This is a genomic window from Salinibacterium sp., assembly GCF_031364185.1.
In the GTDB taxonomy this organism is placed as follows: Bacteria; Actinomycetota; Actinomycetes; order Actinomycetales; family Microbacteriaceae; genus Rhodoglobus.
Window position 1 is genome coordinate 1 of the sequence record NZ_JANLVV010000260.1, and the last position, 22,538, is coordinate 22,538.

Annotated in this window: 21 protein-coding genes; 8 read left to right on the forward strand and 13 right to left on the reverse strand. The window is 64.7% G+C overall.

The genetic code is table 11. The features are described from left to right. From RMN95_RS11400 to RMN95_RS11415, 4 genes are all read right to left on the reverse strand, one after another. On the reverse strand, positions 1 to 2,076 hold a 2,076-nt coding region (locus tag RMN95_RS11400; protein WP_309617030.1), incomplete at its 3' end, for a ComEC/Rec2 family competence protein. Positions 2,077 to 2,080: 4 nt separating this feature from the next. After that, positions 2,081 to 2,683 (reverse strand): helix-hairpin-helix domain-containing protein, encoded by a 603-nt coding sequence (locus RMN95_RS11405; protein ID WP_309617031.1) that lies wholly within the window; start codon positions 2,681 to 2,683, stop codon positions 2,081 to 2,083. Between the two features lie 57 nt (positions 2,684 to 2,740). Next, the gene (leuS, locus tag RMN95_RS11410) at positions 2,741 to 5,305 is read right to left on the reverse strand and encodes a leucine--tRNA ligase (protein ID WP_309617057.1); all 2,565 of its coding nucleotides are present in this window, start codon (positions 5,303 to 5,305) and stop codon (positions 2,741 to 2,743) included. A gap of 456 nt (positions 5,306 to 5,761) precedes the next feature. Further along, entirely contained in the window at positions 5,762 to 7,090 is a 1,329-nt protein-coding gene (locus RMN95_RS11415; protein WP_309617032.1) for an anthranilate synthase component I family protein, read from the reverse strand. A gap of 11 nt (positions 7,091 to 7,101) precedes the next feature. Between RMN95_RS11415 and RMN95_RS11420 the strand changes: the two genes are divergently transcribed. Beyond that, positions 7,102 to 7,854, forward strand: a complete 753-nt coding sequence (locus RMN95_RS11420) for an aminotransferase class IV (protein WP_309617033.1) — start codon at positions 7,102 to 7,104, stop codon at positions 7,852 to 7,854. Between the two features lie 3 nt (positions 7,855 to 7,857). Then, positions 7,858 to 8,592, forward strand: a complete 735-nt coding sequence (locus RMN95_RS11425) for a DedA family protein (protein WP_309617034.1) — start codon at positions 7,858 to 7,860, stop codon at positions 8,590 to 8,592. Between the two features lie 49 nt (positions 8,593 to 8,641). On the opposite strand, the gene RMN95_RS11430 is transcribed toward RMN95_RS11425, so the two are convergent. The 5 genes from RMN95_RS11430 to RMN95_RS11450 all read right to left on the reverse strand — a co-directional run bounded on the left by RMN95_RS11430 (position 8,642) and on the right by RMN95_RS11450 (position 12,612). Then, the gene (locus RMN95_RS11430) at positions 8,642 to 9,565 is read right to left on the reverse strand and encodes an ABC transporter substrate-binding protein (protein WP_309617035.1); all 924 of its coding nucleotides are present in this window, start codon (positions 9,563 to 9,565) and stop codon (positions 8,642 to 8,644) included. Between the two features lie 3 nt (positions 9,566 to 9,568). Next, positions 9,569 to 10,315 carry an ABC transporter permease gene (locus RMN95_RS11435; RefSeq protein WP_309617036.1) on the reverse strand — a complete coding sequence of 249 codons (747 nt, stop codon included), beginning with the start codon at positions 10,313 to 10,315 and terminating at the stop codon, positions 9,569 to 9,571. Next, the gene (locus RMN95_RS11440; protein ID WP_309617037.1) at positions 10,312 to 11,001 is read right to left on the reverse strand and encodes an ABC transporter permease; all 690 of its coding nucleotides are present in this window, start codon (positions 10,999 to 11,001) and stop codon (positions 10,312 to 10,314) included. The genes RMN95_RS11435 and RMN95_RS11440 overlap by 4 nt, the downstream gene beginning before the upstream one ends. Continuing rightward, positions 10,998 to 11,822: an ATP-binding cassette domain-containing protein gene (locus RMN95_RS11445; protein WP_309617038.1), complete on the reverse strand. Its 825-nt coding sequence runs from the start codon at positions 11,820 to 11,822 to the stop codon at positions 10,998 to 11,000. Before RMN95_RS11445 ends, RMN95_RS11440 begins: the two co-directional genes overlap by 4 nt. A gap of 130 nt (positions 11,823 to 11,952) precedes the next feature. Further along, entirely contained in the window at positions 11,953 to 12,612 is a 660-nt protein-coding gene (locus RMN95_RS11450) for a TetR/AcrR family transcriptional regulator (RefSeq protein ID WP_309617039.1), read from the reverse strand. Between the two features lie 128 nt (positions 12,613 to 12,740). Between RMN95_RS11450 and RMN95_RS11455 the strand changes: the two genes are divergently transcribed. Continuing rightward, positions 12,741 to 13,472: an SOS response-associated peptidase gene (locus RMN95_RS11455; protein WP_309617040.1), complete on the forward strand. Its 732-nt coding sequence runs from the start codon at positions 12,741 to 12,743 to the stop codon at positions 13,470 to 13,472. 62 nt (positions 13,473 to 13,534) lie between these two features. Then, the gene (locus tag RMN95_RS11460) at positions 13,535 to 14,596 is read left to right on the forward strand and encodes a phosphatase domain-containing protein (protein WP_309617041.1); all 1,062 of its coding nucleotides are present in this window, start codon (positions 13,535 to 13,537) and stop codon (positions 14,594 to 14,596) included. Here the strand turns inward: RMN95_RS11460 and RMN95_RS11465 are convergent. Next, on the reverse strand, positions 14,593 to 15,345 hold the full coding sequence (locus tag RMN95_RS11465) for a dienelactone hydrolase family protein (RefSeq protein WP_309617042.1): 753 nt from the start codon (positions 15,343 to 15,345) through the stop codon (positions 14,593 to 14,595). The two genes, RMN95_RS11460 and RMN95_RS11465, sit on opposite strands and share 4 nt — an antisense overlap. A 66-nt stretch (positions 15,346 to 15,411) precedes the next feature. Between RMN95_RS11465 and RMN95_RS11470 the strand changes: the two genes are divergently transcribed. The 3 genes from RMN95_RS11470 (at position 15,412) to RMN95_RS11480 (ending at position 18,709) form a co-directional block, all read left to right on the forward strand. Beyond that, complete coding sequence (locus tag RMN95_RS11470; RefSeq protein WP_309617043.1) at positions 15,412 to 17,256, forward strand: glycoside hydrolase family 15 protein; 1,845 nt, start codon at positions 15,412 to 15,414, stop codon at positions 17,254 to 17,256. A gap of 94 nt (positions 17,257 to 17,350) precedes the next feature. Further along, positions 17,351 to 17,716 carry a hypothetical protein gene (locus RMN95_RS11475; RefSeq protein WP_309617044.1) on the forward strand — a complete coding sequence of 122 codons (366 nt, stop codon included), beginning with the start codon at positions 17,351 to 17,353 and terminating at the stop codon, positions 17,714 to 17,716. Positions 17,717 to 17,764: 48 nt separating this feature from the next. Then, positions 17,765 to 18,709 carry an alpha/beta hydrolase gene (locus tag RMN95_RS11480; protein WP_309617045.1) on the forward strand — a complete coding sequence of 315 codons (945 nt, stop codon included), beginning with the start codon at positions 17,765 to 17,767 and terminating at the stop codon, positions 18,707 to 18,709. Here the strand turns inward: RMN95_RS11480 and RMN95_RS11485 are convergent. Both RMN95_RS11485 and RMN95_RS11490 read right to left on the reverse strand, forming a co-directional pair. Then, positions 18,699 to 19,454 carry a glycoside hydrolase family 3 N-terminal domain-containing protein gene (locus tag RMN95_RS11485; RefSeq protein WP_309617046.1) on the reverse strand — a complete coding sequence of 252 codons (756 nt, stop codon included), beginning with the start codon at positions 19,452 to 19,454 and terminating at the stop codon, positions 18,699 to 18,701. The genes RMN95_RS11480 and RMN95_RS11485 overlap by 11 nt on opposite strands. Before the next feature lie 202 nt (positions 19,455 to 19,656). After that, positions 19,657 to 20,163 (reverse strand): hypothetical protein, encoded by a 507-nt coding sequence (locus RMN95_RS11490; protein ID WP_309617047.1) that lies wholly within the window; start codon positions 20,161 to 20,163, stop codon positions 19,657 to 19,659. A gap of 60 nt (positions 20,164 to 20,223) precedes the next feature. On the opposite strand from RMN95_RS11490, the gene RMN95_RS11495 reads away from it, so the two are divergent. Beyond that, positions 20,224 to 21,054 carry a UbiA family prenyltransferase gene (locus RMN95_RS11495; RefSeq protein WP_309617048.1) on the forward strand — a complete coding sequence of 277 codons (831 nt, stop codon included), beginning with the start codon at positions 20,224 to 20,226 and terminating at the stop codon, positions 21,052 to 21,054. A gap of 3 nt (positions 21,055 to 21,057) precedes the next feature. Here RMN95_RS11495 and RMN95_RS11500 read toward each other — a convergent pair whose 3' ends face one another. Beyond that, positions 21,058 to 22,473 (reverse strand): MFS transporter, encoded by a 1,416-nt coding sequence (locus tag RMN95_RS11500; RefSeq protein WP_309617049.1) that lies wholly within the window; start codon positions 22,471 to 22,473, stop codon positions 21,058 to 21,060. Positions 22,474 to 22,538 lie beyond the last annotated feature (65 nt).

Consider the following 22,538-nt stretch of genomic DNA (forward strand, 5'->3'; position numbering starts at 1 on the left):
GAGTTGCGGTTCCTGATCAGCCGAGCCGTGGTGTGCTACTTTCACCACGTCCACCCGGCCGAGCGGATTGGTGGACAGAAGACGCTGCTGCGCACTCTGGCCCACATCTCCGAGGAACAGTGAGCTGAGGCATCCGGTTCGGCATTCGCCCAGGGGCTCGAACTCGACCACCACGCTTGAGGGATTGCCAATGTCGATTCCTGCGAGTCGCGCCGGTGGCCACAACACATGCCAGCGAAGGTCACCGAGCATGCCGCTCGGCCCCCGGCTCACCTGTTGCACCTCGGCGCCCCCCGCCCTGAGGTCGGCGATCACGCGCTCGTCTGCGTCCTGGCCGGTCGGCCCAACGATGACCTGGTCGACCAGTCCAACGATGGAGTCGACCCCGCCGACATGATCAAGGTGATAGTGCGTGAGCACGAGAAGATCAATGCGATCAATTCCCAGCTCGTCAAGGCAGGCGGTGAGAAGCGCGGGATCCGGTCCCGTGTCGATGAGGGCAACCGCACCGGCGCTGCGCACGACGAAGGCGTCACCCTGCCCCACGTCGCATCCGGCGATCTGCCAGTCGCTCGGCCGCCCCAGCTGTTGAGCAATTCGCCCACCGGCGAGCGCTCCCGAGTAGCACACGAGCGTGAGCGCCAGGGCAACCGCCGCCCAGCGTCGCCAGCGACCCCGCCCCAGGATGGAGACGACAGCAATCGAGCTCGTTGCTGCCAATAGGACCACCCCAGCGAGGCCCTCCGGCCAGGGAAGTTGCGCCCCCGGGGCGCTAGCGAAGAATGTCGCAACCGCCGCGATCCATGCGGAGGGAAGCCAGGCGAGCTGGCTCAGGAGCATTCCCAGCGGAGGAAAGAACCCCAGCGCCACACAGGCGGCAAGCCCGATGACGGTGGCGACGGGCGCGGCCGGCGCGGCCAGCACGTTCGCCACCACTCCGTACACCGGCAGCGAGGCGTTCAGCAGCACAATCACGGGCTGGCACGCCAGCTGGGCGGCAATCGGCACCGCGATGACCAGCGCCAGCCAGCGCGGCAGCCACTGCTCCAGCATTCTCGCCAGCGGGCCGGCGAGCAATAACAGTCCGGCAGTCGCGAGCACCGAGAGCACGAATCCGAAGTTTCGGGCAAGCCACGGGTCGAGAACGACCAACGATAGCGTGGCGAGTGACAGGATCGGCAGCCCGCGTGCCGGTCGACCACCGAACAGCGCGGCCAGCACAATCGCGGCCATGACCGCCGCTCGCACCACGCTCGGCTCTGGCGTCACCACAATGACAAAACCCAGCAGCACTGCCAAGGATGCCGCGATCCGTAGCCACCGAGGCAACCCCAGCGCCGCGCCCGCCAACATCACCAGCCCAATTACGACGGCACAGTTCGCGCCGGAGACAGCAGTGAGGTGGCTCAGGGAGCTCACCTTCATGGCCGCGTCGAGTGAGTCTGAGACGGCGGAGGTGTCACCGATGGCAAGCCCAGCGAGGAGATCACCACCGTCGCCGGGGAGCGACTGCGTCGCCGACAGGAAGGTCGACCGCAACTCGTTGGCCCACTCCAGGTACCACGGCGGCATGCTCACGACCTCGGGGGGCTCGTTCGGGAAGAACACAAACGCCCGGTCGTCTCCCGGCTCGGTGGCGACGATGGTTCCCGCGAGGATGACCCTGGCGCCGATTCCGAGTCGATGCTCGGGTCCGTCCCCGAACACCAGGACCGGCACAGACACCCGCTCAGACTGTGTTGCGACATCGACCGAGTTGAGTTGCATCTCGAACGACCCGCGACCGGGCAGGACCGTCTGGGTGGTCGTCGCGATGGCAGTGACGGTGCGGTGATGGGTCGCGGCCTCCGCCAGGATGTCGGGATGACGCGCCGGAGCCTGCACCGCGACCGATGTACAGCACAGAGCGATAGCCGCGGCAACGATGGCAAATCGGGGTCGCACAACGGCCAGAGCCCCCGCCGCGATCCATGCCACGACCAGGGCCGGGATGGCGGCTTCCTCGACGGCGATAAGGATTGCCGCCGCGATCCACCCGCAGACCGCGGGGATCGCCAGTCGAAGGTCGATGCTCACGAGATCACACCGTCACCAGGTCGCGCAGGCCCTCGAAGGTCTTATCGCCGATTCCTGTGACGCTCATCAGGTCTTCGATGGCGGTGAACCTGCCGTTCGCCTCGCGCCAGGCGATGATGCGTGCCGCCATGGCCGGGCCGACCCTGGGGAGAGTATCGAGCGCCGCCTCATCGGCCGTGTTGATATTGACCTTGCCGTCGACGACGGAACCGGACGTTCCTGCCGCACCCTCGGGAATCTCGCCGATCGTTGGCACCACGATCTGTTCGCCATCCACCACGAATCGTGCAAGATTCAACTGCCGCTGGTCTGCGGTGTCGAGGAAACCCCCCGCGGCCGCCACCGCGTCGATCCCACGATCACCCTCCCCCAGCGTGTACAGGCCGGGATGCTCGACGGCACCCAGGATATGAACGAAGATCTCGGCACCGGATACCACCGCCCCCGGGGTCGATGTCTGGTCGGGAGGTGCCACCTCTGCCACGGAACCGTGCTGCCCCAGCGTCGCCACGAGCACGGCACAGCCAAGCCCCACCAGTACAAGCACGACGACTGCGCCCACTCTGACGCGCAGTCGTGCCCGCCGCGGGTCTGCGAGATCATCCACGCAGGAAAGCTACGCGGCCCACGAGCCCCGGCGGGAGCCCGCCGAGGCTTCGGTGTACTACGCGGGCTTTGTCGCGATGTTGACGAGACGAGGAGCGCGCACAATGACGTTCACGATCTGCCGATCGCCCACCGCGCGCGACACAGAAACGGAGGCACGAGCCAGCGCTTCGAGGTCATCGCTCGAGATCTTCGGTGCAACTTCGATGCGGTCTCGCACCTTGCCATCGACCTGCACGATGGCCGTAACGGACTCTTCGACGAGCAGCGTCGGGTCGGCTTTGCGCCAGCCAGCGAGGGCAACGGTGGGCTGGTACCCGAGGCGCTCCCACATCTCCTCCGCGGTGAATGGGGCAATCAGGCTGAGCGCGATCGTGATGACCTCGACGGCCTCGCGAACCGCGGCATCCCCGCCGCCCGCGCCCGAGTCAATGACTTTGCGGGTGGCGTTGGTGAGTTCCATCACGCGAGCTACCAGGACGTTGAACTTGAGCGACTCGGCGAGGCCCGGTCCGTCGGCCAGGAAGCGATGCGTCTGACGGCGGAGCGTCGCATCCCCCGTCCGCCACTCAATCTCGGGCACACTGGTGACATCGGTGGACAGTCGGAACGCTCGAGCAAGGAACTTCGCCGACGCCGCTGGCGAGACATCCTCCCAATTGATGTTGTCTTCCGGCGGGCCCGCAAACGCCAAACTCAGGCGCAGCGCATCCGCGCCGTGCTTATCAACCTCGGCCGTGAAGGTGGTGCCCTTGCGGCTTCGCTTCGACATCCTCTTGCCCTCGGAGAGCACCATCCCCTGGTTCAGAAGCGCGCTGAACGGCTCGGTGAAGCTCACATATCCCATATCGAAGAGCACTTTGGTGATGAAGCGGGCGTACAGCAGGTGCAGGATGGCGTGCTCGACGCCTCCCACGTACTGGTCGACCGGAGCCCACTTCTCGGCCTCTGCCACATCGAACGCCTGGTCTGGATCGTGCGGCGACAGGAAGCGCAGGAAGTACCAGGAACTGTCGACGAAGGTGTCCATCGTGTCGGCATCACGCTTGGCCGGGCGGCCATCGCGCGGATCGTCAACGGCGATCCAGTCAGCGGCGGCGGCCAGCGGCGACTGGCCTTTCGGCTTCAGGTCGAGCCCGTCGGTCGGCGGCAACACCACGGGAAGCTGTTCGAATGGCACGGCCATGAGTTCACCGTCATCCCCGTGAATGATCGGGATGGGAGTGCCCCAGAAGCGCTGGCGTGAAATGAGCCAGTCTCGCAGCCGATAGGTCTTCGCCGCGCGACCGGTGCCTGCCGCCTCAAGTTGCTCAATGATCTTCTTGATCGCATTATTCTTACTGAGGCCATTCAGGGGCCCAGAGTTGAGCATGCGGCCGTCACCCATGAGCGCCTTGCCGGTGGCGGCCGGGTCGAGCGGCGGGAGGTCATCCGGCAGGATCGCCGCGCCGTTCTCGTCCAGGTCGAGTACGGGGATGGCACCGGTGATCGGCGCATTCACGTCGAGTACCACCCGCACGGGCAGCCCAAACTTTCGCGCGAAATCGAGATCGCGCTGGTCATGTGCTGGCACCGACATGACGGCACCGTGGCCATAGTCGGCGAGCACGTAGTCGGAGGTCCAGATCGGGATGCGCTCGCCCGTCGCCGGGTTGATCGCGTACCGGTCGAGAGGGATTCCGGTCTTCTCGCGGGTCGCGTCCTGACGCTCGATCTCCGTATTCTTCTGGGCCTGCGCGAGGTACTCCCTGAACGTCGCCTGTACCTGCGCGGAGGAACCGGCAGCCAGCTCCGCGGCGAGATCCGAGTCAGGAGCCACCACCATGAACGTCACGCCATAGAGGGTGTCGGGCCGGGTCGTGAAAACGGTGATTTTGGTGTTCAGCGCGGTGGCGCCGGACGCGACGCCCTGAGCCGCGCCCTCGATCTCGAAGTCGACATCCGCGCCGACAGAACGACCAATCCAGTTGCGTTGCATCGACAGCACCTTGGCCGGCCAGGAGCCCTCAAGCTGGTTGAGATCATCGAGCAGTCGGTCGGCGTATTCGGTGATTTTGAAGTACCACTGGGTGAGTTTCTTTTTGACGACCACAGCTCCCGAGCGCTCAGACGTGCCATCCGGCAACACCTGCTCGTTTGCCAGCACGGTCTGGTCTTTCGGATCCCAGTTGACCCAGCTTTCCTTGCGGTAGGCCAAGCCCTTCTCGTAGAGCTTCAGGAACAGCCACTGGTTCCACTTGTAATACTCGGGGTCGCTGGTGTGCAGCACTCGACTCCAGTCAAACGAGATCCCGTATCGTCCGAAGTTCTGCTTTTGCTCTTCGATATTGGCGTAGGTCCAGACGGAGGGGTCGACTCCCCGCTCGATGGCGGCGTTCTCGGCGGGAAGACCAAAGGAGTCCCAGCCGATCGGGTGCAGGACGTTGAATCCACGCTGGCGCCAATAGCGCGCCACAATGTCCCCGAAACCGAAGGCTTCGGCGTGCCCGATGTGAAGTTCGCCGGAGGGGTACGGGAACATGTCCAGGATGTATTTGCGCGGCCTCTTATCGGCCGGGTCATCGGTTGCGAAAGAGTTCATCTGGCGCCAGATGGGCTGCCACTTCCGTTGGATGGCGGCGATATCGTAACCGGCGCCGTCATCACGCTCGTCGCGGGGTGCAGAGTCACTGGGTGCAGAGTCGCTGGGTGCAGAGTCGCTGGGTGCAGTATCGCGGGGCTCATTATCACGGGGCTCATTATCGCGGGGCTCAGTCACTGGGTCTCACTTCATTCGGGGCTGGTGACGATCGCCGTTGATCGCGGGCGGTCGCGACATCACGAACGACCTCGTCAAGGCTACCGGTTGAGTGTGGGGGCGCGTTCAGCGGGTCACGCGAGTGCGCGACTGCCCCGACGCGGCTCGTCGCGTGACCTCCGATGGGGGTGTCACGTCGTGCACGTCGGCCGCCAACCCGTGGGGCCGAGCGAAAACTCGCGGCCGATTCGCATCGAGATCTCCACTTTTGCTGCCTAAATCGCGTTGTACCCAGCAAAAGCGGTGATCTCGACGTGGGTGGGCACCGTTGGCAGGCAGCGGTCAGGCGGAGCCGGCGGGCACGACACCGAGCGCGGCCAGCATCGCCGCGGCCTTCAGCTTCGTCTCGGCCAGCTCCTCCGCCGGAATCGAGAGTGCCGTGATCCCACCGCCAGTGCCGATCGTCGCACCATCCTGGTCAATAATGATTGACCGGATGACCATGGCCAGGTCGAGCGTGCCGTCGAAGCCCAGGTAACCGAAGGCGCCCGAGTAGATCCCACGCGGGCGTCGTTCGAGCCGATCGAGGATGGTCGTGGCCGACATCTTGGGAGCCCCCGTCATCGATCCGGCAGGAAAACAGGCTGCGATGGCGTCCAGCGCCGTCAGGCCCTCGGCCAGCTCACCAATCACGGTGCTCACCAGCTGATGCACCTGCGCATAGCTCTCCACGGCCAGCAGCGTGGTCACCCCCACCGTGCCGGGCCGAGACACCCTGCCGATGTCATTGCGCATCAGATCGACGATCATGACGTTCTCGGCGCGCTCCTTCTCGCTTGCCTCGAGATCTGCACGGAGTTGCCCATCGCCGGCCTCCGTGCTGCCTCGAGGTCGGGTACCCTTGATCGGGCTGGTGGTCATGACTCCCTCAGCAGATACGGCAAGAAATTGTTCGGGGCTCGCGCTCAGTAGCGAGACCGCGCCCGCCCGCACGAGCGCACCATGGTGGGTCGGGCTCGACTCGCGCAGGGCCAGGTAGGTGGCCAGCGGATCCGGGGTGCCGTCGACGCTCACCTCGGTCGTGAGGCACAGCAGGTAGGCGTCACCCTCGGTGATCGCTTGTTGGCAGGCCTCGATCATGGTGAGGTATGACTCATCGGTGTGTGCCCAGGATGCCGCGGGCCGGGCATCCCGCGCCGGCGGGGTGGGCACACGGGGCGGGTGCCCCAGCGCCTGCAGCACCTCAGCGCGCCAGCCGTGCACGTCATCCAGTGACATCACGGTCACCACCCTGGTCGAGTGGTCAAAGGCGAGCGCCCGTTCGATGCGGAGCCAGGCAGCATCGGGGTAGCGCGAGGGTGCCCCGACCGGCGTCGCCATGGTCTCGCCACGCAACTCGTAACCCAGCCAGCCGACCCAGCCGAGGGCGAACCCGGGTGGGGCATCCGATGTATCGAGGTGTTCGGCGGCCAGCTCGGCCCGCAACCAGTCGAGCACCGGCCTGTCGAACGCGGTGACAACGGATGACGCGAGACCGAGGTAGCTCATACCGGTGGTTGCGTCGGGCCCGCTATCGAGCCAAAACGCCGCATCCGCGTCACCACAGAGAGCGAGATACGCGGCCGCAGGATCAACCCAGCGGCCGAGGGGAGCGCACAGGACCCGGGGCATAACCTAAGACTATGAGTGTCGCGTCGATCTTCCGGTGGCATGACGGCAAGCTGGTTCCGCTTGAGTACTGCGATATGACGGATTCGAGCATCACCGCCGCGGATTCCTGGGTCGTGAGTGAGGGGAAGGCTCTGGCGCTGGGTCTTCACCGTGAACGTTTCCTGGGACATACCCAAGGTGCCGAGGCATTCTGGGATGCCGCTATCGCCGTCATTCCCACGACGGGTGACTGGTTTCCCCGGGTAGAGCAGCTCTCCCACGGCCGGCTGGTATTGCGCCTGCGAACCGCTCCCGAGCGGCATCGCGCCGCAGTTCTCGCGACCTGGAACGGCGCAGACCCCCGCACCCGGCCGACCGTTAAAGGGCCGGACCTCGATGCGATGTCGCGCATCCGCAGCGCCGTGCAACCGCAGGGGGCGACCGAGGCGGTGATCCTGTCGGACGATGGGTACGTGGTCGAGGGCGCATATTCGGGGTTGCTCTGGTGGCGCGGCGACATCCTGTGTGGCCCTCCTGCCGAATTTCCGAGAATTGACAGTGTCACCGCGAGGAGCGCTCTGACCCTGGCGGCTGCACTCGGGCTCGACACCCACGAAGAAGCGGTGACTCCGTCGGAACTGGAGGGCACTGAGTTGTGGGCCCTCAGCGCACTGCACGGAATCCGCATTGCCACGGCATGGATCGATGGCCCCGAGCTCGCCGAGAAGCCCGGACGGCTCGGCATTTGGCGGGCACGACTCGACGCTGTGAGAAAGGCGATCTAGGCCATGCTTGATCTCGTCGCGCAGCTCTCCAACCCTCTCGAGTGGTTCGGAGAGTTGCTCAGCGGGGGGCTCGGCTGGATTCTGGCTGTCGTCCAATCGGTCGATCCGGTGTTGCGCACCATCCTGGCTGGCATCGGAATCATGCTCGAGACGTCGATCTTCGTCGGGCTTATCGTGCCGGGTGACACGATCGTGGTTGTTGCGGCCACCGCTGTCAGTAGTCCCACCGAGTACTTCGCCCTGGCGCTGGTCGTCATCGCTGGCGCTCTCGGCGGCGAAAGCATCGGGTTCCTGCTGGGGCGGTTCTTCGGCCCCAGGATCCGCAGTTCACGACTCGGTCGCCGCCTGGGAGAAAAAAGCTGGGTGCGCGCGGAAAACTACATCGACCGACGCGGAGGAATCGCCGTTTTTATCTCGCGATTCCTGCCCGTGCTTCATGCCCTCGTGCCCCTCACCGTCGGCATGAGCACCATGACTTACCGCACCTTCATGGCCTGGACGATTCCCGCATCCACCATCTGGAGTTTCGCCTACGTGTCGGCGGGCACTTTTGCGGCCGGGAGTTTCACCGCGCTGCTCGACAGCCTCCACTCTGCGGGCTACCTCTTCGTTGGCATTGTGGTGGCGTTCGGAATCGTCGCCTTCATGGGCCGAAAACTGCTTGAGCGACACGAGGCCCGCCACATGGATCGGGCCGGCGACGGTGACGCGAACACGATCGACGACGTCAGGCTTTAGACGAAAACGAGGGGGTGGATGCCGCAGCATCCGCCCCCTCGTTCCTCCACTACTTCTTCAGCAGCCCGTTTTCGGTCAGCCACTTCGTGGCGATGTCGGAGGAGGACGACTGGTCTACCGTCGACTCGACGTTCATGGCCACGAGTGCCTCCGGCGTGAGCTTCGCCTGAACCGCGTTGATGACATCGGCGATCGAGTCTGCGATGTCTGCGTTCACCAGGGGCACGACGTTGGAGGCGAGGAAGAGCCCATCGGGGTCTTCCAGGGTCACCAATTTCTTGGTCTGGATACGCGGGTCTGCGCTGTACACATTGGCGATGTTGACGGTGCCGGCAAGCAGGTCCTCCACCGTGGTGTCACCGGTGGCCGAGAAGCCCACAGTGGCGCCGTAGACGGAGAGAAGTCCGGCGGGCCCGTACGGACGCTTCTCGAGTTCTGCAGCACCACCCAGGGTCAGCGGCGTGGTGACGTTTTTGAGGTCGGCGAGACTCTGGAGCTTATTTGCTTTGGCGAATTCGGCGGTGACGTTGTACGAGTCCTGGTCGGTTGCCGATGCCTGGTCAAGCACGGTCAGGCCGTCGGGTAACGCCTTCGCGAGGGCGGCGTACACGTCATCCGAGGTGGTCGCGGTGGTCTTTTCGTCATAGAACTGCAACAGGTTGCCCGTGTATTCGGGGAACAGGTCAATATCGCCATTCTCGAGCGAGGGCAGGTAGGCGTCACGCTGGCCGATGTTGAACTGGCGATCGACGGTGAATCCGGCATCTTCGAGGGCCTGTGCGTAAATCTCGGCGATGATCTCGTTGGAATAGTACGCCTGCGAGCCGATGGTGATCGTCTTGCTGGCGCCCGTACTTCCTGTGCCCGTCTCCGTGCCCAAAGGATCACCTGACGCGCACCCTGACAGGGCCAATGCCACCCCGACCGCGGCTGCACCAATGGCGAGCCGGCCCTTGTTCCTTGCTGTGAACATTTTTTATCCTTTTCCTTCGTGGATGGGGGTTCCCATCACCGCACGGCGTCGGAATGACGGTGTGCGGACGTCCTGGATACGCCCCGCGGTAACACCGCGCGGCACGACAGTGCGCTGCAGCAGCGCGAAGAGCCCGTCAAGGGTGAGGGCGAGGGCGACGATGACGATCGCTGAGCCGAGAATCTGGTCGTAACGGCTGAGCGGGATTCCCTGGATAATGTAAGCGCCGAGCCCGCCGAGGTTCACATACGCCGCGAGAACCACGGTAGCGACGATTTGCAGCGTCCCCGCCCTGATCCCGCCAATCAGCAGTGGAAGACCCAGCGGCATCTCGACCTTAATAAGAATCTGCCATTCCGTCATGCCCACGGCGCGTGCGGCATCGATGACCCGGCGATCGATCGCCTCGAGACCGGCGTAGGCACCGGCGAGAATTGACGGGATTCCCAATAGAACAAAGGCGACGGTGGCGGCCAGGGGCTTCTGCGTGACGCCCATTACGAGCACGAGCAGCAGGATGAGACCGAAGGATGGCACGGCCCGAGCGGCGCCCGAGATGGCGATCGCGGCATCCCTGCCCCTGCCGGTGTGGCCGATGTAATAGCCGAGCGGAATCGCGATGAGGGCGGCAATGACGACCGCGATGAAGGTGTAGTACAGGTGCAGCGCGACGGAGGCCAGCAGCGGGTACGACCCGGTCAGCCTCTCCGGGGAAAAGATCCAGGCGAATGCTTCGGCGAGGAGATTCACTGTCGACCCACCATGGGAACCAGCGGGAGGCGCTCGAGCTTCGGCCTCACGGCTCGACTGGGCGCCCAGGGCATGAGCGCCCGACCCAGCATTGACAGCAGAAGGTCGACGAGGAGCGCGATGACAACCACCATCACCAACCCCGAGAGGATCTCGGGCACGATCTGCCTCTGCAGCCCATTCGTGAACAGGTAACCGAGGCTCTGGACACCAATCAGAATGCCCACGGTGGCCAGGCTGATGGTGCTGACGGCGGTGACCCTGAGCCCCGCGAGGATGACGGGCCCCGCCAGGGGGAACTCGACGGTCCAGAATCGCCGCCACGACCCGTAGCCCATGGCGGTGGCCGCCTGCCGCACCGCGGGATCCACTGACTGCAGTGCGTCGGCTATCGACCTCGCCATAATGGCGACCGCATAGATCGTCAAGGCGATGGTGAGGTTCAGCGGGCTGAGAAAACTGGTTCCGAAAATCGTCGGGAGGATGGGCAGGAGCGCCAGGGAGGGGATCGTGTACAACAGCCCCGCGAGGGTGAGCAGAAGCCCACGTGTCAGCGCGAAGCGGTATGCGAGGTACCCGAGTGGCAGCGCGATCAGAAATCCGATGAAGATCGGGGGGATGCTCAGCCTCAGGTGATCGAGAGTCAGTTGCATAATTAGGTCGAGGTTGTTTACGACCCAGTTCACTGCTCAGGGCCGCCTGTCAGGACGCCCTGCGGCCTGCCCTCACTATCGACCAGAATCGCCCCGTGTTCGGTCTGCTGGATTGTCAGTGACCGTTTGCCCTTTTCGGCACCGATGAAGCTGGCGACGAACTCGTTCGCGGGGTTGGCCATGATGTCGCGAGGGCTACCGATTTGGGCGATCTTTGCGCCATTCTCCAAAATGACCACCTGGTCACCGAGCAGAAACGCCTCGTCGATGTCGTGGGTGACGAACACGACCGTCTTGTCGAGGTCGCGCTGGAGTCGAATGGTTTCCTGCTGCAGTTCGGCCCGCACGATGGGGTCGACCGCCCCGAATGGTTCATCCATCAGCAGGATGTTCGGGTTGGCGGCAAGCCCGCGCGCGACTCCGACACGCTGCTGTTGGCCACCCGAGAGCTGGCTGGGATACCGGTTCGCGACGGACCGGTCGAGGCCGACCGTGTCGAGAAGCTCGAGTCCATCGGCTCGAGCCTTCTTCCGCGGCACGCCATTCAGCACGGGAACCGTCGCGACATTGTCGATGACCTTGAGATGTGGCAGGAGGCCGGAGTTCTGCATCACGTACCCAATGCTGCGCCGAAGTGCGACGGGGTCACGATCGGTGATGCTCTCGCCATCGATCTGGATGTCACCACTCGTCGGATCAACCATCCTGTTGATCATCCGCAGCAACGTGGTCTTGCCGCTACCGGACGAACCGACCAGCACCGTCGTCTTCCGAGAGGGTATGACAAGACTGAAATCGTCGACAGCCACCGTGCCGTCGGGGAAGCGTTTGGACACGCCACGAAACTCGATCATTACTGCGGCTCATTCCTCGTGCGCAAACACGGATCGACACTTGCCAGTGGTTCCAGTTAACAGTAATCAGCACCGCTGTCATATTCGATGCGAGAAACCTGTGAGGCCTTGACAACCCCTCCCATTGCTGTCAGGGCGCGGGGACGATGGGGTCGAATTCCTTTGCGAGCATGCTGAACACCACTTCACGTCCAGCCACCAGAAACGCGTCGTCCCCGTGGGGGTCACGCGCGAAGGCCCTGGTTGCCAAAGAATCCGAGACCTCCATCGCGGTTTCGAAGGTGAACCTGATGTCGGGTCCATCGGCGAAACCGAACCGGGAGATGAGGCCGTCGAGCAGCCGGTCTGAGACGATCGAATTGAACGTGCGTTCCTGGTGCGCAGGTCGAAGGTCGAGCACGTCGCCGACCCGAAGACCGCGGAATCCGGCCTCGGTGCGGTAGGCCTCCACAAAGATCTCGAACGCGGCGCTCAGGGCCGACTGCCAGTCGCCGTGCTTCTCATCCATCATCTCGGTGGTGACCCGCTCGAGAACCCGGTGGAGGTTTCGTGCCGCGAGGGCCTGCAACACCGCGATGCGATCGGGGAAATACCGATACACGGTGCCTATCGATGCGCCGGCGCCCTCCGCGACCATGGCCGTGGTAAGCCGCTCAAAGCCGATCTCGTCGACGACGGCGGCGGCAGCATCCAGCAGCGCCGTCAACCGTGCGGTGCTTCTCGCCTGCACCGGCTCGTTGCGCAGCGCACCCTGTGTGTCACGGGTTTGCTCAACGTCGTGTAATGACACGGTTTCCTCGTCTCTTCGGTCCAAATCATACTGCGCCCCCCGCAGATACTCCCCTTTGGTTTATACATTAACTCGATGCAAACTACGCAATCCACACGCGGCCGGGCTCACGCTGGCAGACTGGACCCATGTGTGGAAGGTTCGTCGTTGCCGGTGCTGCAACCGATCTCGTCGAGATGTTCGACATCGATATCGTCGCCATCGACCTCCCCGGGCCCTCATTCAATGTGGCGCCCACTGACCAGGTGAGCATCATCCTGGACACCATTCCCCGGGACGCCACCGACGATGACGAGCCCGTCCGGCGGTTGGAGTCGGCCCGATGGGGCCTCGTTCCGCCCTGGTCGAAGGATCTGAAATCCGGCGTGACCGCCATCAATGCCCGGATCGAGACCGCGGCCGAAAAGCCCACCTTCGCGTCCGCTGTGAAGAAGCGCAGGGCCATCGTGCCCGCAACCGGCTACTACGAGTGGACCACGATCAACGGCGTCAAGACGCCGCACTTCATCCACATGCCCGAGGGGGAATTGCTGGTCTTTGCGGGCCTCTACGACTGGTGGCGCGACCCCACTCCGGCGCTCGATTCCCCCGCGAAATGGATACTCTCCACCGCAATCCTCACCCGGGGTGCGACCGGTGCGCTCGCCGGAATACATGACAGGATGCCCGTCTTCCTCTCCCCCGGACTCCTCGACGAGTGGCTCGACCCGCACACCGAAGGTTCCCCGGAGTTACTCGAGGAGATTTCCGCCGGTGGCGCCGACGTGGCCGAGTTCATCGAGTTCCACGAGGTCGATCGGGGGGTCGGAAATGTGCGCAATTCCGGGCCATCGCTCGTGAAACCCCTCAATGCTCAGTAGCCAGCTTGCGGAGCACGACCGCCGGCGCGAGCCGGGCCCGCAACCGAGATTAGGCTGGAGTCATGGCATCCGCGGCACCGAATCCAGCTCCGGAGCCCGGCGGACAAATCCTGCACAGGGCCGCCCGCATAGAAGACGCCTTTCACCGATGGCGGGAACGACGCGGTCGCAAACGTGGGCTGGTCACCACGATCATCCCCTACGCGGGTTACGGCACCTCTGGCTGGACGCGCGTGCTGTGCAGGGTAGTACTGGCCCGGGCGGGAGGCGCCCCCACACAGCGAGCAGAGAATGTTCGCGGTTGGCGTAGTTTTTTCAGCATCCCCGTCGAAGAGGCCACGGTTACCGTCAGTGCGGCGGGCGTGGAGCACTCGGTGTGCCCCACGCGCGGCGGAATCGTTGATGTACGGCTCGACACCAGCCTGGACCTCGGCTGGCAACAGATCACTCTCGGCGCTATCGGCACGGAGTCGGTTACCGCCCCGGTTTTCATTTTCGATCCGAACGTCAGGTTCGGCATCATTTCCGACATCGATGACACCGTCATGGTGACTGCTCTCCCGCGGCCGTTCCTTGCCGCATGGAACACGTTTGTCCTCGATGAGCACGCAAGAACGCCGGTCGCGGGCATGGCCGTTCTCTACGAGAGGCTCACCAGGTCGACGCCGACTCCTCCCGTCATCTATCTTTCGACCGGCGCCTGGAACGTTGCCCAGACCCTGACCCGCTTCCTCGGCAGGAATCTCTATCCCGCCGGTCCCATCCTGCTCACCGACTGGGGGCCCACCCACGATCGCTGGTTCCGCAGCGGCCAGGATCATAAGCGCACCAGCCTGGCTCGGCTCGCCCGTGAATTCCCGAACATGAAGTGGCTGCTCATCGGTGATGACGGCCAGCACGACGAAGAGCTCTACGGGGAGTTCGCCACCGATCATCCCGAGAATGTTGCCGGGGTTGCGATCAGGCAGCTGTCAACTGGGGAAGCGGTGCTTGCCGGGGGTCGCAGCACCACAGCGCGCGAAGCCGCCTCGACCGTGCGGTGGTTTTACGGCCAGAACGGCGCGGAACTCGCGGCCGAATTATCCGCCGCCGGCCTGTTGGCGGATGGACCGGATCGCCCCTAGACCCGGGGTTGACCGAGGTGCTCACGGAAGAATGTGTCGATGCGCGCCCAGGCGTCTGCCGCGGCATCCGGATCAGGCTTCATGTTCATCACCCGCGCGACAGGCCTGAACCAGGCAGGGCCGGCCGCGGCCTCGTTCATGAACGCATGCCCTGCGTTCGGATACTCCTTGAGGTCGTGGATGACGCGGTGACGGGTGAGCGACTGCTCGAGGGTTGCGACAGCGCCCTTCAGTGACCCGTCTCGGAGCCCATAGCTGCCGATCACCGGGCAGGCCCCGGCGAGAACGTCATCGGGGTTGGTCGGCAGCATGCCGTAATTCGACGCGGCGGCATCGAACCCCGACGATGACGCGGTCATCAGGGCGAATCCGCCGCCCATGCAAAACCCGATGACCCCGACGGCTCCGGTCGCATCGGGGCGGTCTACCAGAAATTGCCGCGCGGCATCGATGTCGAGAAACGCACGCCCGGTGCCGCTGCGCATGGCCTTCATGGTGCTCACCAGGCACTTGCGCATCCCGCCGCTGCTGTAGAGATCAGGCATCAGCGCGAGGTACCCCAGCGACGCAAGGTGCGCAACCTGCTTTAGCATCTCGCCCTCAATGCCGAACACCTCATGCACCACCACGACCGCAGGCCAGGGACCGTTCCCGGCCGGCACCCCGAGGAGCCCCTTCAGAACCGGGCTCGCGCCCTTCGGGGTGGTGTGGATGACAATGTCGATGAGGGTCGCTGACTCTGTGGGCATGGCACAGTCAAGCATCCGGGGTTGATGACGCGCTACGGCATTTCGTGCGGGTGCGAGTATTGCAGTGTGCCCCTGCCTATCGAGGACTACGCCATGATTGGCGATACCCACACCGCGGCCCTGGTCGGGCGCGACGGCAGCATCGACTGGCTGTGCGTGCCACGATTCGACTCCGCGTCGGTTTTTGGCGCCCTCCTCGGCGACGAGAACCACGGGCGGTGGCTGCTGGCACCGCAGGCGTCGCTTCATCGGCAGCCCGGCGTGTCGACGACGCGGAGCTATATCGACGACACCTTCACGCTCATCACCCACTGGATCACCCCGACCGGCGAGGTCGAGGTCACCGACTTCATGCCCTTTGGCAACCGCAGGGCAGACATCGTGAGGCGTGTTCGGGGCGTGAGTGGATCGGTCATCATGCACGTGGATCTCCGGATCAGGTTCGACTACGCCAACGCCATACCCTGGATTCGCCAGGTGCCGCACAACGGCCACCACGAGTTGCTGGCCGTCGCGGGGCCCGATGCAATAGTGGTGCGCGGCCCGAGGCTGCACGCCGAAGACCATAACCACTCCACGGACTTTGTGGTGACGGCCGGCGACACCGTCGACCTGACGCTGACCTGGTACCCCTCGCACCGCGAGCCGCCTCCCGCTATCAGGGTCACCAAACGACTGAGGGAGACGACAAAGTGGTGGCAGCGCTGGGCAGCGGCCTGTGCCGCTCCGGCCGAATACCACGATGCCGTTCATCGATCACTTCTCGTGCTGCGCGCTCTCACCCACGAAGACACCGGCGGCATCGTCGCCGCCGCAACCACAAGCCTGCCCGAGAGCTTCGGCGGCTCTCGCAACTGGGACTACCGCTATGTGTGGCTGCGCGATGCATCCCTCACCCTGCATGTGCTTCTCAGCCATGGCTTTACCGAAGAGGCCGACTCGTGGCGCAACTGGCTACTTCGTGCCATCGCGGGCGACCCGGCCGATGTGCAGATCATGTACGGGCTCGCCGGGGAGCGAAGGCTGGTCGAGTGGGAGGTACCCAGCCTCCCGGGCTACCAGGGAGCGTCACCGGTGCGAGTGGGCAATGCCGCGTTCACCCAGTTCCAGGGTGACGTCTTCGGCGAGGTGATGATCGCGCTCCAGGCGGCCCGCAGGCTCGGAACTGACGAGCCCGACTTCTCCTGGCCAGTGCAGCGAGCCCTCATGAGCTTCGTCGAGGAAAACTGGGAACGACCAGACCAGGGCATCTGGGAGATCCGCGGGCCGGAACGCCACTTCACGCATTCACGAGTGATGCTGTGGGCGGCAGTGGACTGTGCCATCTCTGCGGTCAACGACTTCGCACTCGACGGGCCCGTGGCCCGGTGGATGACGCTTCGCGACGCGCTGAGGGACGAGATCGAGGGCAAAGGGTTCGATAAGAAACGCAACACGTATACCCAGTATTACGGCAGTTCGGGGGTGGATGCCTCGCTGCTACAGCTCGCCCAGGTCGGGTACATCGCCGCAGACGACCCGCGCATGCTCGGCACCGTGGCCGCGATCGAGTCAGAATTGCTCCGGGACGGGCTGCTGCTGAGGTATCGCAGCGAATCGGGTGTCGACGGCCTCCCCGCAGGGGAAAATCCGTTCCTGGCGTGCTCGTTTTGGCTAGTCGAGCAATACGCGCGCTCCCACCGACTCGCCGACGCCAGGAAGCTCATGGATCGGCTCGTGGGATTCTCCAACGATGTCGGCCTGCTCAGTGAGGAATACGACGTCGGCAACTCCCGCCAGGCGGGGAACACCCCGCAGGCCCTGACCCACCTCACGCTGGTGCGTGCCGCCGATGCGGTCGCCGCGGCGGCAGCGGCGGCGACTCCCCGAAAACCGAGCTTGACGCTGCGGGACCGCGCTGATACTTTTTGATCGCTGACCGATTTGTCCTCCAAACGGGGGACGTCGGAAATTCAGGACCGTACCCGGCGATTCTGGTTCCTACCCCCGAAAGGAACACCAGCACATGTTCACCATGGACACGGCCGCGCCCGCGGCCGTAGCAGCGAGCGGCATTCTCTTTGCCGTCACCATCGCCGCTGCCGCGACCGCCCTCGTGGCGCTCGGCTCGGTCGTGTGGTCGTTGCAGCGCAGCGCGAGACTGGACCGGCTCACGGCCGGCATCAGTGCAGCAATCGCGCTCGTGATCCTCGTCGGCGCCTCAGTGATTGGTGGTTCGCTTACCCGGCCGCCAGCGGCGCTCGCCGACGAGGATCGCGCGCCGCGCTCGGTGTCACGCGCTCCCATCGAGCTGAAGCTCGGCAATATAAAGGTCGGCAACACGAACCTCGGCGAAGTGAAACTCAGCGGACTGCAACTTCCAACGCTGTAGATTCACGCCCGAACCCATCGCTGCGCGCAAGCGCGACGAAGATGACGCATGCAGTTGGCCAACACCCTCGGTACCGACCGTTATGCCCCTTACGCCCTCGTCGATGACTCCGCGAGCCTTGGGCTCACGAGCACGGTCGTGATGAATAGCCTCGGCAGCGCGGTCGCGCGTCACCTCCCGCGACGTGATAGCGCTCGCGCGACTCTGTTCCTGCATGGCGCGGCCGCATCATGGACCACGTGGACGCCCGTGCTTCGTGCCGCACGCGAATCGGGGTCAGACATCCCCCATCCTGTGCTGTTCGACCTGCCGGGCTGGGGCGCGGCCCGGCTGGATGAGGCGGCGGATGCCACGACCATCGACATCGTCTGCGAGCTCGTGCGTCAGTCCGCTCTCGAGCTCGGCTATACGCAGTGGGATCTCGTCGGGCATTCCATGGGCGGATTCATTGCGATGCACATGGCGGCACGCTGGCCCGAGAACGTGCGGTCGGTGGTGACCGTCTCGGGAACGACCTGGTCTGTGGTCGACAGTGTCAGGCATCCGGTCATTAGCTTCGGCACTCTCCCGGCATTTGTGATGCTGTGGCGGGTGATGGGCGTGCTGGCGGCGCTCGGCGTCGTCGGGCGGGCGCTGGTGCGAGCACTGGATGCGTGCCGGCTGCTGCGCCTCGCGGTTGTCCCACTCTTCCGCCACCCGTTCAGGGTCGCGGAGTCGGTGATCGATGCGTTGTCTCACGAAGTACGCGCGCGCTCCTTCGTCTCCGCGGCCGAGATCACCCGTGGCTACGACCCGAGCGTGACCTGGGCGGCAATCCAGTGCCCGATCATCGCGGTCAAGGGTGACCGCGACGTGTTCGTGCGCAACTCGGACCTCATCAGCCTGTCGCGACTCCTGCCGCATGCCCGAACGGCAATCATCCCGGACTGCGGGCACTTCGCCAATATCGAGAGACCTCACGCCGTAGTGCAGGCGATGATGACTAGTCGATGACCGCCAGGCATTCCTCGAAGCAATGCACGAATCTGCCCGTGTCACCCGACACGGTGCGACGCAACACCAGCACCTTCCTGGCGGCATCGTCGATGGTTGCCATCGGGATGGTGCCATCATCCACCGCAGCATGCACCGAACCGATCAGCGCCGGGATGTCGACCTGCTGCGCAGAGAGCAACATCGTGTTGCCAGCGACAATCGCCTGCACGGCGTTTCGCACCGGGTCGGCATACTCCGCGCGCCCGGAGTCTTCGAGCATGTTCATGTCATCGGTGATGATGATTCCCTCGAAGTCGAGTTCGTCGCGAAGAATGCTGTGCCAGCGCGCCGACAGGGTTGCCGGAACGGGATCGACTGCGTCGAACTGCAGGTGCCCGAACATCACCAGCTCCGCGCCGGCGGCGATTCCTGCGGCGAACGGCGGTGCGTGCTCGGTGCGCCAGTGCCGCAGCGACAGCTGGCTCTGCGGAATCTCCGCCGCCGCGTCGGCTGGAAGGACACGCAGCTCGAGTGCGGATGGCTCCTCGTCAGTGGAAATTCGGCGCACGATCCCGCCCTCCTGGTCGGTGGCGACCAGCGCGGGCAGTCCGGAATCACCCGCGATCACCGCAGTCATCGCGGCGAGCTCCTCCGTGCTGCCCGGAATGTTGTCGCCCATCAGGATCAGCCCGCCGAGGCCGTTCGAGGCCCCGTAATCGGCGAGAGTTGCCGCATCCCGTCCGGGAAGATGCGCCATCAGCATCCAGAGATCTTCTCGTCGAGAGTCATCACTCCGAGTCGGTCATCGACATACTGCTGCACCGGGTCAACGGGAGGCGGCAGAGACCGAGGAGACGGCCCTGGGATCGGCTCCGGAGGTGCCACGCAGCCCGCGAGGGGCGTAACCAGCAGCAGGGCCGCCAGGGTGCACGCCACACGCCGTCGCGGGGCCAGCATGGGCGGAGTCAGCCTGAGGCGTGCACGATGCGGGGGGTGAGCCAGCTCAGCGAGGCGAACTGCTCGGGGGTGAGGCCGAAATGTTCCGTCGCGTGGGCGATGACGGCGCGCAGTTCGGGCTGCGCCGCACCCTCCCGAACGATGATGTCGACCCCGGCGGGCGTTCCCAACGATTTGGTGAAATGGATGACCGCAATGGTGCCGTCATCGCTCACGCCGGCGACTCGCCACCGGCTCGTGACCAGCCTCAATACGCCCGTACCGCGCCACACGAACTCATCGCGCTGGAAGGTGTCCCGGCCGAGAAGGTGTCTCTTCTCGCTCCCACGCTTCCCCCGGCTGGCGATATAGGAGACGTCATCGGTGAGTACCAGCGGATTTCTGGAGACGAGTGTGTAGTCGAAGCGCGGCTCGCGTCGACGCCCCGACAGCCACATCGGGAAGTTGGTGGCGGCCACAATCCAGGTTCCGGGGAGCAGGTCGATCATGGCCTGTTCGTCGAGGGGCGCGCGCATTCCACCAAACTACTCTCGATACTGACGCATGCTCGCACCCACGGCGCATACGATGACAGGATGCTTCGCACCGCAGCCGCGCTGGCGCGGTCAACGCATCCGGGCCCCACTCTCGCGGTGACCGCCATCACCGTAATTCTGGGCATGGGGATCGGGCTGGCGCCCTGGCAACTCGTGCTTCTCGGCCTCGCATTCCTGAGCGGGCAGGCGTCGGTCGGGCTGTCCAATGATTGGATCGACGCCGACCGTGATCGTGCCGTCGGCCGCACTGATAAGCCCGTCGCCTCCGGTGTGGTTTCCGTCCCCATCGCCCGAAACACCGCGGTGACCCTGGCCGTGATCGCGGTCGGGCTCACCACACCGCTGGGGTGGGCGGCGACGGCAGCGCACACCGTGTTCATCGCCTCGGCCTGGGCCTACAACGCTGGTCTCAAGTCAACAGTGTTTTCGGTCGTGCCCTATGTGGTGAGCTTTGGACTGCTGCCGCTCATCGTCAGCCTGGCGCGAGTCCCCCCCGCGCTCGCATCGCCCTGGGTGATGCTCGCCGGTGCCATGCTGGGCATCTCCGCGCACTTTGCGAACGTACTGCCCGACCTTGATGACGACCGGGCCACGGGCGTGCGCGGGCTGCCCCATCGCACCGGCCTGCGCCGGAGCGGCCTCGTGATCGCGGGGGCGCTCGCCGTGGCATCCACCAGCATCGTGCTGGGCCCCGGGCCCCCACCCTCGTACCAGTACGCCGGGCTGATTCTGAGTGTTGCCCTCGCCGCACTGTGCGCGGTGTTGGTGCTGCTGGCGCGACACTCGCGCCTCATCTTTCGACTGATCATCGTTGGCGCGCTGGTCGACGTGCTTCTGCTTGCGCTGTCGGGCCAGCGGCTGCTCGCGTAGGTTCTAGGCCTGGGTATCGCGCTGCGAGGTCAGTTCGCTGTCGGCGACAGTGTTGTTGCGAATGCCGATGAACGACACGATTCCCCCGGCGAACAGCAGCACCGCCGTAACCAGCAGCACCCGATGATAGCTTTCAACGTCAAGCTGGCCCGCCACGATCACGCCGATCATGGCGACGGCCACCAGGCCAGCGACCCTGGCGACGGCATTATTTGTCGCCGAGCCGATGCCGGCCTGCTGCGGCGGAATGGAACCCAGGATGGCCGAGGTAAGCGGCGCGACCGTGATCGAGATGCCCAGTGCGAACACCAGGACGCCCGGCAGCACGTTCCACCAGTAGTCAACCTTCTCGCCCATCGTCAGGAAGAGCAGGTAGCCCACCCCGGCAATGATCGGCCCCGCTGTCATGAACAGTCGTGGGCCAAATCTGCCGCTGAGCGTTCCGAACAGCCCAGACAGGAATACATTGCCCAGCGACACCGGCAGGAAGGCGAGGGCCGCAATCGTCGCGGGGTAGCCCGCGACCTGCTGGAGGAAGATCACCACGATGAACCCGCCGATGGAGAGCGCGGCATAGATGAAGAGCGTGGCGATGTTGCCCCACGCGAAATTGCGGTTGCGGAATATGCCGAGCGGCAGCATGGGTGCGGCGACCCGAGATTCCCACCAGATGAACGCCGCGAACGAAAGCAGGCCGAGGCCGAACGGCAGGAAGATACGGGGATCCCCCCAGCCCAGGTTTCCCTGCTCAATCAGCGCAAACACCGGTCCGCCCAGCCCGAGCACGCCCAGGATCGCCCCGGTGACGTCGAGCCTGACGCCGTCGGCTCGCACATCTTTATGCTTCACCATCGCCAGCAGCACGACCGTCACGATGATGGGCAGGATGTTGATCGCGAACACGAGCCGCCACGACAGGTAGTCGACGAACAGTCCACCGATCAGTGGCCCGGCGAGGAATGATGCGCTGGTCCATGCCGTCCAGGTTCCGATCGCCTTCGACTGGGCGGCACCCCGAAAGGTCGAGATGATCAGGGCAAGAGAGCTGGGAACCAGTAGCGCCCCGGCGACGCCCTGCACACCCCGAAGCACAATGAGCAGTTCTGCGGTCGGGGCAAGGGCGATCAGCACAGACGAGACACCGAAACCGATAAGGCCGGTTCTCAGAATGACCACGCGACCGAAGACGTCCGACAGTGAACCAGCCAGCAGGATGAGGGAACCGAGCGTGATCAGGTAGGCATCCACCACCCACTGCTGCACACTCAGCCCGCCGCCGAGTTCTGCACTGATCTTCGGAAGCGCGACAGTGATCACCGATCCGTCAAGAAACGCAACGAACGACGCGAGGATGGCGATAAGCAGGATGAGCCGCTGCTCGCGAGGCATCTTCGGGCGGGGGGAAGTTGACGAGGTCACGGGGTTATTCAACACCCGACCCGACCGATCTTCCGGCATCTGGCGCGGCGCTGTCAGGACTGTGG

Excerpts from the sequence above, each read along its gene's own strand:
- RMN95_RS11415 (WP_309617032.1), bottom strand. The coding sequence starts at position 7,090 with ATGCCCCGGGTCCTGTGCGCTCCCCTCGGCCGCTGGGTTGATCCTGCG.
- RMN95_RS11420 (WP_309617033.1), top strand. The coding sequence starts at position 7,102 with ATGAGTGTCGCGTCGATCTTCCGGTGGCATGACGGCAAGCTGGTTCCG.
- RMN95_RS11425 (WP_309617034.1), top strand. The coding sequence starts at position 7,858 with ATGCTTGATCTCGTCGCGCAGCTCTCCAACCCTCTCGAGTGGTTCGGA.
- RMN95_RS11430 (WP_309617035.1), bottom strand. The coding sequence starts at position 9,565 with ATGTTCACAGCAAGGAACAAGGGCCGGCTCGCCATTGGTGCAGCCGCG.
- RMN95_RS11445 (WP_309617038.1), bottom strand. The coding sequence starts at position 11,822 with ATGATCGAGTTTCGTGGCGTGTCCAAACGCTTCCCCGACGGCACGGTG.
- RMN95_RS11455 (WP_309617040.1), top strand. The coding sequence starts at position 12,741 with ATGTGTGGAAGGTTCGTCGTTGCCGGTGCTGCAACCGATCTCGTCGAG.
- RMN95_RS11460 (WP_309617041.1), top strand. The coding sequence starts at position 13,535 with ATGGCATCCGCGGCACCGAATCCAGCTCCGGAGCCCGGCGGACAAATC.
- RMN95_RS11465 (WP_309617042.1), bottom strand. The coding sequence starts at position 15,345 with ATGCCCACAGAGTCAGCGACCCTCATCGACATTGTCATCCACACCACC.
- RMN95_RS11475 (WP_309617044.1), top strand. The coding sequence starts at position 17,351 with ATGTTCACCATGGACACGGCCGCGCCCGCGGCCGTAGCAGCGAGCGGC.
- RMN95_RS11480 (WP_309617045.1), top strand. The coding sequence starts at position 17,765 with ATGCAGTTGGCCAACACCCTCGGTACCGACCGTTATGCCCCTTACGCC.
- RMN95_RS11485 (WP_309617046.1), bottom strand. The coding sequence starts at position 19,454 with ATGCTGATGGCGCATCTTCCCGGACGGGATGCGGCAACTCTCGCCGAT.
- RMN95_RS11490 (WP_309617047.1), bottom strand. The coding sequence starts at position 20,163 with ATGCGCGCGCCCCTCGACGAACAGGCCATGATCGACCTGCTCCCCGGA.
- RMN95_RS11495 (WP_309617048.1), top strand. The coding sequence starts at position 20,224 with ATGCTTCGCACCGCAGCCGCGCTGGCGCGGTCAACGCATCCGGGCCCC.